Annotated in this window: 12 protein-coding genes and 1 pseudogene; 5 read left to right on the forward strand and 8 right to left on the reverse strand. The window is 64.0% G+C overall.

Features of this window, described 5'->3' with window-relative positions:
• Positions 1-24: 24 nt before the first annotated feature.
• The 4 genes from CH285_RS04370 to CH285_RS04385 are packed head-to-tail and all read right to left on the reverse strand — an operon-like array spanning position 25 to position 3,499.
• Positions 25-1,083, reverse strand: coding sequence for a GGDEF domain-containing protein (locus CH285_RS04370; RefSeq protein WP_094644573.1), 1,059 nt, complete (start codon positions 1,081-1,083; stop codon positions 25-27).
• Positions 1,084-1,132: 49 nt separating this feature from the next.
• Positions 1,133-1,666, reverse strand: coding sequence for a DUF6924 domain-containing protein (locus CH285_RS04375; protein ID WP_027496150.1), 534 nt, complete (start codon positions 1,664-1,666; stop codon positions 1,133-1,135).
• A gap of 42 nt (positions 1,667-1,708) precedes the next feature.
• On the reverse strand, positions 1,709-2,659 hold the full coding sequence (locus tag CH285_RS04380) for an alpha/beta hydrolase (protein WP_027496151.1): 951 nt from the start codon (positions 2,657-2,659) through the stop codon (positions 1,709-1,711).
• A gap of 45 nt (positions 2,660-2,704) precedes the next feature.
• Entirely contained in the window at positions 2,705-3,499 is a 795-nt protein-coding gene (locus CH285_RS04385) for an SDR family NAD(P)-dependent oxidoreductase (RefSeq protein WP_027496152.1), read from the reverse strand.
• A gap of 79 nt (positions 3,500-3,578) precedes the next feature.
• Here CH285_RS04385 and CH285_RS04390 point away from each other — a divergent pair, with 79 nt between their 5' ends.
• Positions 3,579-4,145 carry a TetR/AcrR family transcriptional regulator gene (locus CH285_RS04390; protein WP_094644574.1) on the forward strand — a complete coding sequence of 189 codons (567 nt, stop codon included), beginning with the start codon at positions 3,579-3,581 and terminating at the stop codon, positions 4,143-4,145.
• A 25-nt stretch (positions 4,146-4,170) separates the two neighbouring features.
• Here CH285_RS04390 and CH285_RS04395 read toward each other — a convergent pair whose 3' ends face one another.
• The 4 genes and pseudogenes from CH285_RS04395 to CH285_RS04410 all read right to left on the reverse strand — a co-directional run bounded on the left by CH285_RS04395 (position 4,171) and on the right by CH285_RS04410 (position 7,605).
• Entirely contained in the window at positions 4,171-4,644 is a 474-nt protein-coding gene (locus CH285_RS04395) for a hypothetical protein (protein WP_094644575.1), read from the reverse strand.
• Between the two features lie 41 nt (positions 4,645-4,685).
• The gene (locus CH285_RS04400) at positions 4,686-5,447 is read right to left on the reverse strand and encodes a hypothetical protein (protein WP_255032499.1); all 762 of its coding nucleotides are present in this window, start codon (positions 5,445-5,447) and stop codon (positions 4,686-4,688) included.
• 403 nt (positions 5,448-5,850) lie between these two features.
• Positions 5,851-7,248: pseudogene (locus CH285_RS04405) on the reverse strand (LLM class flavin-dependent oxidoreductase); the annotation flags it as partial.
• A gap of 69 nt (positions 7,249-7,317) precedes the next feature.
• The gene (locus CH285_RS04410; protein ID WP_032368847.1) at positions 7,318-7,605 is read right to left on the reverse strand and encodes a hypothetical protein; all 288 of its coding nucleotides are present in this window, start codon (positions 7,603-7,605) and stop codon (positions 7,318-7,320) included.
• A gap of 172 nt (positions 7,606-7,777) precedes the next feature.
• Between CH285_RS04410 and CH285_RS04415 the strand changes: the two genes are divergently transcribed.
• From CH285_RS04415 to CH285_RS04430, 4 genes are all read left to right on the forward strand, one after another.
• Entirely contained in the window at positions 7,778-8,437 is a 660-nt protein-coding gene (locus CH285_RS04415) for a response regulator transcription factor (protein WP_032368848.1), read from the forward strand.
• 1 nt (position 8,438) lies between these two features.
• A complete protein-coding gene (locus CH285_RS04420; RefSeq protein WP_255032489.1) occupies positions 8,439-9,854 on the forward strand; it encodes a sensor histidine kinase in 1,416 nt (471 codons plus the stop codon).
• A 123-nt stretch (positions 9,855-9,977) separates the two neighbouring features.
• On the forward strand, positions 9,978-11,342 hold the full coding sequence (locus tag CH285_RS04425; RefSeq protein WP_032372988.1) for an MFS transporter: 1,365 nt from the start codon (positions 9,978-9,980) through the stop codon (positions 11,340-11,342).
• A gap of 25 nt (positions 11,343-11,367) precedes the next feature.
• Entirely contained in the window at positions 11,368-12,306 is a 939-nt protein-coding gene (locus CH285_RS04430; protein WP_052061684.1) for a TAXI family TRAP transporter solute-binding subunit, read from the forward strand.
• Positions 12,307-12,308: the final 2 nt, after the last annotated feature.

Here is a 12,308-nt window from a genome sequence, read left to right on the forward strand (position 1 = left end):
AAACCAGATCGCCGTACGCCGTCGTCAGTGAACGATATCGCCGGGCGGACGCGCAAGAGCGACGCAATTGCGGCCGTTGCGTTTCGCGCGATACAAAGCCTCGTCGGCGGCGGCGAGTGTTCGGTCGAACACGGTGCAGGTGGAGCGTGGATCCACCTGTGGCAGTGCGGCACCGACGCTGACGGTGATCGGGATGTCGTCCGCGACGTTATGGACGGCCTGTCGAAGGCGCTCGGCGAATTCGCCGAGCGTCGGCGTCGGATCCGGGACGAGGACGACGAATTCGTCGCCGCCCAGTCGTGAGACCGTCGCGTGTCGGCCGGCGCTCATGGTCAATCGCATTGCCGTCAGCCTCAACGCGACATCGCCCGCGGAGTGGCCGTGGTGGTCGTTGACGGCTTTGAAGTGGTCGATATCGATCAGCAACAAGGCCGGACGAACGGGGTCGTTGCCGACGCCGACTGCTCTGGCTTCCAGGCCGCGCCGGTTCAGCACTCCGGTCAGTGGGTCGGTCATCGCGTCGGACAGATGAACCCGAGAGGAGTGCAGTACTGCTCGTGAGAACGCAGACAGCAGCGTGACAGCGCCGTTGATCACCGTGATGGCCACCACGACTCGGAGGACGACCGATACGGCGTCGGTAGGGGTCTTCGCCAGCGCTGAATATCCGAGTACGAGCATGTACACCGTGCTCCACACGACGTGGAACCAGATCACTTTCGGTCGAGCGAAGTGCGCGGCGTACGCACCGACCAGTGCGAGAAGCATCGCACCCTGAAGCGCTGCAAGAGGATCAGCGTAGGTTGCCGTCACCACGGTGACACCGAGTTCGCAATACACGACGAACCAGTTGTTGACGGGTGCGCGGCGAGACCACCAGTCCATCCCGAATTCGGCTTTGCTCATGATCCGGGCGACGGGAATCGTGCTGATGCACACGGCGTAGGTCAGTGCGGTGCCGAGTCCTTCGGTGGGGCCGTCCTGCGTGAACGTGGTGCCGATGCCGAGCAACCCGAACAGCAGAGTCTGAACGACGACCCCCGTCCGCAGCAGCGGGTCGGGTGTCTCGTCGTTCGCCCGCATGCCGGCCGGTCGCTCGGTGGGCGCACGTCTTGCCGGTGAGTCCCGATGTCTACCCACCGAAACCGTCTCGTGTCATGTCCGATCGCCAGCGCAGACTGGCTCGGACTGCCTCCCCGACACGGTCGGCGAGGTCGGCGGCGAGTGGCTCGGAGTGGTGAAACGTAGGCGCCTGTTTCGGTTTCGGCAACCGGGCCGGTTCGAGCTTCGGTGCATGCCCGTCGATGCCCAACCGGAAGGCACTGTCCGGAGCCATCCGAGTCGAGGGTATGCGTTCGGCGTTGCGCGGAACCGCCGAACAGTCGATGGTGAGCAGCGTTCGATCCGGGCGCGCGAACGTCTGCTTGTCGGCAAGCGCGACATACAGTCCGTCGTTCGCCTCGGCGCGCGTCGCCAGTCGTGCGACGACCCGTCGAATGCGCTGCTGGCACTGTGTTCGGTCCGACGACACGACCAGCTCGGCACCCGGGACGGAAGATCGTGTGCTGCGCGCCGACTCCGTCAAGGACGTCCAGATTGCGTCGTCGTCCTCACCGAAATATGTTCGCAACAGCCAGAGTTCGGAGCTGCTCGCGCCGTCGGGCATGGTGATCCAATCCGAGAACTGTGGGGTGCACCGAACGTGCGGTCAGGCGGAGGGGACAGCCCGGAGTTGCACGGGCACAGTATCGGCGAGGAAGGTCAGCTGATCTCCGATCACCGAGGAGAACAGCGGCTCCACGTACGGGTCGAAATGACCGCCTTCGTAGGTTCGAACCGTCGCACCGCGAACTTTCGCCGCGGCGCGTTGTGCGACGGATGCCGGGGTCACTGTGTCTTCGGACGCAATCTGCACCAAAGTGGGGCAGTCGATACGTGACATCGTTCTCCCGGGGGAGTAGCGCCAGATCTTCAGAAGGATTCGTGCAGCGACGGTTTCGGGGTAGTCGCCGTCGGACAGTCCGGACTCGAGGACGAGACGGTCACGCCCCTTCATCGCGTCGGGCGAGACCATCACGGCTCGTTGGCCGGGTAGTCCGACGCTGTCGACGTAGCGCGGCGATCGGCCGAGGGCAGCGCGCACAGCGTCGGACATGGCGGCCGGTGCCAGCCGCACAGCCTGTCGCAATCCGGTTGCGCGAACGGCAGCAATGCCGTCGATGTGGGGTACCTGGGCGATGACGGCCGCGAATCGAACCCCGTTGCCCGCCAACGTCAGTACGTGGCCACCGGCGAACGACGTCCCCCAGCCGACGACCCGATTGTCGTCGACTCCGTCCAATGAGCGAGCGAAGTCGACTGCGTTTCGCCAGTCGGTGAGCTGTTCGTTCACGTCCAACAGCTGGCGCGGTTCGCCCTCGCTGTCCCCGAAGAACCGGTAGTCGAAGACGCACACCACGTAACCGGCCGCGACGAAACGCTCCGCGTAGGCGTACAGGCGCATGGCTCGGGGACTGCCGAACCCGTGGGCCATGACAATCACCGGCAGACGGTCGGAGGCCGGGCTGCTCGGCCGGAAAACCGTAGCAGCGCAACGAACTCCGTTCGAGTGGAATGACGTCTCGGTACGGGTGAAACCGGTGTGGTCGTCGGTGATCATGCGATTGTTCCTCTGTTCAGCAAAGACTGTATGGATCGAAACTCGTTACTTGAAGGGATTGAGTGTCCTGCCGAGGTAGTACCCGATACGAGTTGGAATCGGCTTGGCCGCAACAGCAGTTACTTTGTTGACCAGTCCGGGCACGCACACCGGTGTGCCGTTCTCGACCGCGCGCCATCCTTCGCGAACGACGTCCTCGGGGTTCTGCCACAGCATCGCCGGAAGTTTCGAAACCGCAGCTTCCCTGGTCCCCATGACGTCGTGGAACTCGCTGTGGGTGAAGCCCGGGCAGAGCGCGGTGACGTGAATGCCGTGGGGACGCAGCTCCATGTCGAGTGACTGCGACATGTCGAGTACGTAGGACTTGATGCCGGTGTACAGCAGACTGGCTGCGGGGGGAAGTAGGGCCGCCAGCGACGAGAGGTTGACGATGCGCCCGTATCCCCGCTCTTTCATGCCAGGGACAGTGAGGTGAGCAAGTTCGGTCACCGCCGTGATCATCACCTGGATCTCCGCGGCCAGCGACTCGAATGGAGCGTCGGCGAACTTCGAATTCCCGGACATTCCAGCATTGTTGACGAGTATGTCGATGTCGACACCCAGGGCTCGCGTGCGCTCCATGATCGCGCGGGGAGCGTCGCGATCGGCCAGGTCGGCTGCCACCACGTCGCACCGCACGCTGTGGCGCGTGGTGAGCTCGTCTGCCAGTGCAGTCAACCGATCCTCGCGACGGGCTACCAGAACGAGGTTGTGTCCCTCGGCGGCGAGGTGACGGGCGAAGGCCGTGCCGATGCCTGCGGATGCGCCGGTGATCAGGGCTGTGCGTCCGGTGTTCGACATCTGCTACGTCTCCATCTCTTGAACGGTCATCAAGAACGGTAGCAGTGTCTTGAATGGCATTCAAGATAAACTCCGGGACATGCCCAAGAATCGCGGACTGCACGACAGGGAGAGCAAGCGCGACGACATCGTCGCCGCTGCCCGCGAGATGTTCATATCCGACGGATTCGAGCGCGCATCGATCAGCCGTCTGGCGAAAGCTGTCGGGATCACCCCGAACACCGTGTACTGGTACTTCGACGACAAGGACGACATCCTGGTCGCAGTGCTGACCGCCATCGCGGCCGAGGACGCGGCCGATTATGCGACCGTCGCGGATCGATCCCTGGCCGACCGTTTGGTCTGGCTCGTGGAGCAACTGCAGAGGGTGGGCCCTCTGGTATCGACGGTGCACGACCGAGTTACCAAGTCGGCAGCAATCGAGCACTGGCACAACGGTTTCCACCACTTCGCGGAATCGTTGTTCGCTTCCGATATCGAGAAGGCAGGCCTTTACGGATCCGAGGCCGATGCGATGCTGCGCATCGGGACGTTCGTCGTGGAGGGATTGCTGACGCACGCCCCGGCTCCGGAGGTCGTCCGTTCGGTGATCGATCGATTGGTCGCGACCATACCGCCTGTTTCGCGTACCAGCTCTACCGAATGACTCTGGTGCGTTGCGGATCTCGTGGTCAGTCGGTCAGCAGCCCGATCTCGGCAACAGTCAGGTCGGTCCGCGGGTCCCGCCACACGGCCGTTCCGTCGCGCACCACCGGCAGGAGCAGTCGCTTCTCCTGGATCGGCCACTGGATGAACGGGTAATAGCCTGCGAGTTCGCCCTGCACCGAGTCGGCAACGACGACCGTGGCCTCGGCGAGCGTTTGATCGATATGCAACGCGCCGAACGAGAAGCCCCGGAACTGCTCGAGGGCGGGCGTCCGGTGATGCAGGACGGGTTCGAGCCCGGCATGGCAGTGCCCGGTCTCCATCAGTGCGATCGTCCATTCCGACCGCTCGATGTGCTGTTCGCTGCCGTGCTTGCGGCAGTACAGATCACGCCCCACGGCACCGCACGCGTCGACGATCCGAGTGGGTGCGCCGTGACCGGAGTCCGGGACGAACGGAAGACGCCACTCCTCGACGCATTCGAAAGCCTGCCATTCCATCGCTTCAGGCTGGCATACGAGCGCGCTGGGGCGGTACCGAATTATGTTCGGCCACCCCGCACGAACATGCTGTCGTCCATAGCTTCGTCGACGGCGAGGATCGTCACGTCGATGTCGCAGTCATCGGTCGGACCGTCCGTGGTCGGACCGACGTAGACACAGATTCCGGTCTGTACGTCGAGTCTCACGGATACCGGCGGCCCGGGAACCCAGTGCCCGGTATCGAAGTCGTAGTACCCGCTCAGTAATGCGCAGCATTCGCATCGGGCGTCGTACTCCGGAGTGGTGCAGACGATGGCCTCCCACGCTTGCCGCCCGCCGTGCTCGACTACCTCGACCTCGGATACGTCGGTGCCTGTCGCGGCGGACGAATGGTCGTGCGGTGAACGAGTGAGTTCGATCGGGTTGAGCATCGCGATCCACTGGTAGTTCTCGTAGAACGGATCGTCCCAGTCCACGAACCACGAATCCGTTTCCGATGGTAACGCCGACACCAGCCCATCGGCGTCGAACACCGGTGTCGTATCCGATGCCCACAGTGCACTGGGACGGTCGGCATCGGCTCCGTTCGAGTACACAGCTGCCCTCCCGTCGAACGGGATTGCCGCGGAGGATAATTCGACGACTTCACCAGCGGCGTTCTCCACGCGAAGATAACCCGGGCATCGAATCCATGCGTGCACCGGAGATGTGTGACCGGCGCGCACGAATGCGAGCTCGACAGTTCTCCACCGCCACGGAGACGACTGTGCCAATCGACGGAACTGTTCGACGGACGGGGTGACAATCATGTCTTCGATCATGTCAGCCACGTCCAGTCATTTCTGGTATGAGCAGAATCCAGTTGCTGACGTTCGTGGATCAGACCGTCAACAGGGATTTGACTGCGAGCAGGTCCACCTGACGGATGGTCGGCGGCTCGGCCAGAAGCTCCTGCTGACGTTCGCGAAGCGACTTCACGATGCTGCCGTGCAGGTGGTCTTGGCGTCCGTCCTCGTCGGGGAACGTGTCGTAGATCGCGAACGTGTTCTCGCTCAACTTGATTGCATACCAGGTTGTGGTGCCCGGCTCGTCGAGTGCGTGGGCGTGCATCTCGGTGAGCCAGTTTTCCAGGGCGTCTGCCGTGTCGGGTTTGGCGGTGAGGGTGACCAGGAGTCCGACATTGCGGGGTGCGACACGAATGGTCGTCGGCGGGGCCGGACGGGGACCCGTCGTCGCGGCGGGCCGAAAGGCCGCGCCGGGATGGTCGTCGCGCAGACGGGGCTGCCCCAGCACCAGTTCACGCAGGGAGGTGGGTTCGGTGCGGTTGGTGTCGGGAATCAATCCACGGCGACGGAGTTCGGGGGTGATCAATTCTCCGAAGTCGCGAAACGTTTCGAAGTTGGTGACGCGAGCGATGTTGAAGCCATCGACATCGGCGATCTCGATCCACTCCTCGAAGTGATCGACGATCGTCTTCGGTGAGCCCACGATGCTCGCGCTCATGCCGCCCACGCACAGCCACTCCGCCAGTTTGCGTGGTGTCCATACCAATTCGCTGTCGACCCGAGTGAGCATGTCGCTGAACGCACGGATGCCGTCGCCTCGGAACTGGTCCAACGGCTTGTCGGGGTCGGCTCCCGAGAGATCGACTCCGGTCCATCCGCCCCACAGTGCCAGAGCGGCGTCGACCTGGGCGTGCTTCTGAACCTGCAGCAGTTTCTCGTGCGCGGCCTCGTCGGTCTCGGCGACGATGGGGGTGAGCATCATGATGATCTTCAGGCTTCGCGGATCGCGTCCCTGCTCGGCGGCCAACATGCGGTACTGGTCGACGATGGGGCGAACGTCGTGCGGGTTGACTCCGACGAGGAAGACCGCTTCGGCGTGCTTGGCGGCGAACTTGCGCCCCCGGGCCGACGCCCCGGCCTGGAACAGGAACGGCGTGCGTTGCGGGGACGGTTCGCCCAGATGCGCACCGGGAACGGTGAAGTACTTACCGGCATGGTCGATGTCGTGCACCTTGGACGGCTCGGTGTAGACGCCACGAGCTCGGTCGCGCACCACCGCGTCCTCTTCCCACGAGCCCTCCCACAGCTTGTAGCAGACCTCCATGAACTCGTCGGCGATCTCGTACCGTTCGTCGTGCGAGATCTGCTGCGTCAGGCCGAGATTGACTGCTGCGCTCTGCTGGTAGGACGTCACGACGTTCCACGCCACACGGCCTTTGGTGAGGTGATCGAGTGTCGTCATGGTCTTGGCGAACTTGTACGGCAGCTCGTAGGTGGACGAGACCGTCGCACCGTAACTCAGCGTCTTCGTCGCCGCGGCCATGGCCGAGATCGTCAACAGCGGATCGGCTACGGGCGCCTGCGCAGCGGTACGCAGTGCGGCGTCTCGGTTGCCGCCGTACACGTCGTAGAACCCCAGGACGTCGGCCAGGAAGAGGATGTCGAAACCCGCCGCCTCCAGCGTCTGGGCCAATTCCACCCAGTACTCGATGTCGGTGTAGCGGTGAGTCTGGTCATCGGCGTCGGTCCACATGCCGGGGTTCTGGTGCACCACGCACGCCATGTCGAAAGCACTCAGTACCAGCTGCTTGCGTGCGGTGTCGGGCCCTGCGTTCATGTTCGGCTCTTTCGATCAGCGGGTTGGAGTACTGGGGTGAACCTGCTGCTCATCGCAGGTCGGTCGACATCAGACCTTAGAGGCGAGCACGTCGAACGACTGCACCGACGGCGCGTGCGCGAGTAGGTCGTCGGACAGTCGGGTGAGCACCGGATGCCCGTCCTGGCCGAGGGGTGGCTGACTCTCGGACGAACCGAAGATCCCGAACTCGGTGTTGGTGATCCGATACGCGTACCACGTCGCGGTCTGCGGATCCCGCGCCACCGATCCGAGTGCTTCGCCCAGGATCGCGGCGACCTCGTCCTGCTTTCCCTCTCGTGCGACCAGGTGGATCAGAGTTCCGTTGTTGAGCGCCATGCGGTGCGACTGTCCTCACTGTTGGGCAGACCGACGTCCACCACGAATCGAGCATCGTTACCGAAGCTAACCCGTCCGAGTCCGTGCAGCGACGGTTCGAATCACCCTGATTCGAAGCCTGGCCAACGGTCGCCGAGCGTGCGAGAGCGGATGGTGGCCTAATCTCGAGGCGATGCGAATAGCGGTGGTGGAGGACGACGACGGCGTCGGCGACGCGTTGGTGGATGCGCTGACCGAGGTGGGGCACGACCCTGTCCGGATGCGCCGCGGTGCCGACCTGCTGCTCGGGTACCACGGCATGGGTGTCGTTCTCCTCGATCTCGGCTTACCCGACATGGACGGCCTCGAGGCGCTTCGTAAGCTGCGGACCCTGAGTTCGGTGCCCGTGGTGGTGCTCACCGCGCGGGACGACGAGCGGTCGGTGGTCCGAGCTCTGCGCGCGGGCGCGGACGACTACGTCGTCAAGCCCGCTCGATTGGGGGAGTTGCACGCGAGGCTGGAAGTGGCGGCGCGGCGTCGGAGCGCAACGAGTGATGCGGCGGTGGATCGGCTCGAGTTGGGCGACGTGGTCGTCGATCTCGTCGGGCGCAGCGTCGAAGTCGACGGGCGAGACATCGGGCTGACCACCAAAGAGTTCGACCTGCTCGCGCACCTGGCGACTCGGCGTGGTGAAGCGGTGAGCCGCGAACAGCTGATGGATGCGATCTGGGGCGATGCGTACGTGGCGATCTCGCGATCGCTCGACGTGCACATGACGACGTTGCGTGCCAAGCTCGGCCGACCCGGGACCATCGCCACGATCCGCGGCTTCGGCTACCGCTGGGACAGCTGACGTGCGGCGCCGGGTTCTCGTGGTGCTGATGGTCTACTCCGCCGTCGTCGTTCTCGCGCTGTCGGTTCCGCTGGGATTGTTGCTGGGTCGCGAACGCGCCCAACGATTCGGCGAGAATCGAGCTGCCGCTGCAACGTACTTCGCGGAACTGAGCTCCCGAGAGGACGAGTCGGGTGATTCTCGAATCCGAGAGTCGCTGCAGCGCTACAACGATCTGTACGGCGAGGGGATCGTGGTGGTCGACCGCACCGGAGCGGTCCGTGCTGCATCGGGTCTGGATACGACGCGCACGGACGTTCAACAGGCGGTGGCCGGTGCCCTGCGCAATCAACGCGGTGGCCTTCCGTCGAGTGTGACGCCGTGGTCGCCGTCGTCGGTACTGGTGGCAGCACCGATCGGTGGGGGAACGCAGGTCGACGGTGCCGTGGTGATTGCAGCCTCCACCGACGCGGCCCGCCGGGATGTGGCGATCGGGTGGGCGGTGATCGCTGTCGGTGCGCTGCTGATCTTGGCCACGGTGGCGCTGATCGCTGCTGCGTTGTCGCGCTGGGTCGTTCGTCCACTGACGTCGTTGTCGATGCGAGTCCAATCGTTCGGCGACGCCTTTCACGATCGCCGGCCTCTCGACGACTCGCCACGTCTCGAGTCGGACGCACACGTCGGTCCGCCCGAGGTTCGAGCGCTCTCGCGTGCGTTCGACGCGATGGCGGACGATGTGGAGAACGCGACCGCTGCGCAGCGCCGTCTGGTGGCCGACACCGCTCACGCGTTGCGTAACCCGCTGGCGGCATTACGGATTCGACTGGACGTGTTGGGAATGCGGGTGCCCGAATCGGTCGCCGAAGCGCACCAGCGAACGACACTGGAGGTCGATCGGCTCGACTCCGTCGTCGAGGATCTTCTCGTTCTCGCTGCTGCCGAGACGCCGGTCCTGCATCGCGAGACCGCGTGCGACGTACTGTTCGTGCTCACCGACAGAGTCCGATTCTGGTCGAGCGCACTGACAGTGGCCGGGCTGACCGTCCATGTCGCGGATCCCGACCCGGGAGCCGATCACACTGCTGCGGTACCGGAGGAAGACCTGGTGCGCATGCTCGACGCGATCCTGAGCAACGCGACCAAGTACGCCGGTTCGGGAGCGGATGTCGACATCGACTGCCGAGCCGGCGACAATCACGTCGTGGTGTCGATCACCGACACCGGCCCGGGTGTATCCGCTGCCGAATTACCGATGATCGCGGACCGGTTCTTTCGGGCATCTAGTGCTCACGGGACCGGAACGGGGCTCGGCCTGGCAATAGTCGCGGCCCTGATCGAACGAGTGGGAGGACGCCTCGAGGTCGACGCTCATCGACCGTCCGGTTTGATCGTCCGAATGCTGCTCCCGCGTCACGGCTCGAGCGGGTCCTTGTCCTAAGGGAGTGTTAGGAAACGCGAAACAGCTTGGTTCTCGCTGTGCTGGGGGTCACAGTAGAAGGACTTCGGTTGCCGTCACGCGTTCGGCGACCCACCCGCAAGCTATCTGTGGAAGGACCTGCCCATGGCCAACGAGGCCACTTCGACCGCTGGTTCGTCTCGTGCGAACCCGCCGGTCTCGTCTCCCGCAGCCACCCGCCGCGCCGTCTACAACACACTGCGTGGGTCGTCGGGCAACCTCGTCGAGTGGTACGACGTGTACGTCTACACCGTCTTCGCGACGTATTTCGAGAATCAGTTCTTCGATTCGGCGGACAAGAATTCGACCATCTACGTCTACGGGATCTTCGCGGTCACGTTCCTGATGCGTCCGGTCGGTTCGTGGTTCTTCGGACGCTACGCAGACCGAAACGGTCGCCGAGCTGCACTGACATTCAGTGTCTCGCTGATGGCGGCCTGCTCGATGGTCATCGCGTTCACCCCCGGCCGGGAGAGCATCGGTGTATGGGCCGCGGTCATTCTGATTCTGTGCCGTCTGGTGCAGGGCTTCGCCACCGGTGGTGAGTACGGAGCGTCGGCGACATACATGTCCGAGGCCGCCACTCGTGAGCGTCGCGGATTCTTCTCCTCGTTCCAGTACGTCACGCTGATCGGTGGCCACGTTCTGGCGCAGGTCACGCTGCTGCTCATGCAGGTCTTCTTCGAGCGGGAGCAGATCGAGGACTTCGGTTGGCGCATAGCGTTCTTCATCGGTGGCGTCGCCGCAGTGGTTGTCTTCTGGCTGCGCCGCAGCATGGACGAGTCCCTGACGAAGGATCAGCTCGAGGCAGTTCGTAGTGGTGCCGATCAGGCGTCCGGATCTCTCAAGGAATTGGTCGGAAAGCATTGGCGCGCTCTGCTGATCTGTTTCATGGTGACCGCCGGTGGCACCATCGCGTTCTACACCTACAGCGTCAACGCACCCTCGATGATCAAGGCAGCGTACGAGGACCGCGGAATGACCGGGACCTGGATCAACCTGTTCGGGCTGATCTTCCTGATGTTGCTGCAGCCCATCGGCGGCTTGATCAGTGACAAGGTGGGACGCAAGCCTCTGCTGGTCTTCTTCGGCGTCGGTGGCGTGCTCTACACCTACGTGCTCATAACGTATCTGCCGTCGGCGACGTCGGTGGTGCAGTCACTGGCGCTGGTCTGCGTCGGCTACGTCATCCTCACCGGCTACACCTCGATCAACGCGATCGTCAAAGCCGAATTGTTCCCCTCGCACATCCGCGCCTTGGGAGTCGGCCTCGGTTACGCGCTGGCGAACTCCGCGTTCGGTGGTACCGCTCCGTTGATCTACCAGGCCGCGAAGAACGGTGGGCACGTCGGGTGGTTCATTCTGTACGTGACCGTCGTCATCGGTATCTCGCTCCTGGTGTACATCTTCGTGCTGCGGAACAAGACCGAGACCGTCCTCGACAGGGAGCAGGGCAAGGCCTTCGCGTGACCTGTGACGACTTACAGTGAGTGACATGCTCCGGCCCGCTGCGTTGTTCTCCCGAAGAACAGCTCTGCGGGCCGGTGTCGTGTCGCTGACCGCGGTGGCCATGGGAGCCTGTGCCACGGACCCGCCGATGCAACTGCGCCTGGCGGCGGGCGAGGTGGGCGGCTTCTTCTGGGAGTTCTCCGGCTTGCTGTCCGACGCGGCTGCCGGACTGTCGGAGGTCGAGGTAGTGCCGCTCACGACATCCGGTTCTCTCGACAACCTCGACGCGTTGATCTCCGGTCGTGCCGAACTGGCGATGACGCTGATCGACGCCGCATACAGCCACCCGAGTACCGACCTGGCCGCGGTCGGATGTGTCTACGAGAACTACTTTCAGGTCGCTGTGCGGGCCGATTCGACCATCCTCGCAGCGAGCGATCTACGGGGACGACGAGTGAGTACCGGCGCGCCCGGATCGGGGGCGACGGTTCTCTCGCATCGGATCCTCGACGCGGCCGGCGTCTCGGGACCGGATGCAGTTCGTGAAGTTCAATTGTCGATGAAGGCGGCAGCGACCGCGTTGTCCGACAACGAGATCGACGCTGTGATGTGGGCGGGTGGATTGCCGACCCCGGCTTTCGCCGACCCGAGTAGCGAGATCCGGTTGCTCGAATTGGGCAGTCTAGTTCCGAACCTGCGTCGGGCGTTCGGCACCGCGTACGAGGCGGTCCCGGTTCCGGCGAACGTGTACGGCTCGCACCCGGGGGTGACGACCGTCGGAATCCCGAATCTGCTGTTGGCCCACCCCGATGTGCCGAACCGAGTTGTCGCCGCACTGGTGAGCGTTCTGCTCGACCGATCGTCGGCCCTGGTCCCCGGGCAAGCGATCGGCAGCCAATTTCTCGACGCACGCTCACTGGTCATGACGGGCGGTATTCCTCTGCACCCCGGGGCCGAAGAGGAATACCGCGCTCGACACGGTTAGAC

It is taken from the genome of Rhodococcus sp. 05-2256-B1, from assembly GCF_002258465.1.
In the GTDB taxonomy this organism is placed as follows: Bacteria; Actinomycetota; Actinomycetes; order Mycobacteriales; family Mycobacteriaceae; genus Rhodococcoides; species Rhodococcoides fascians.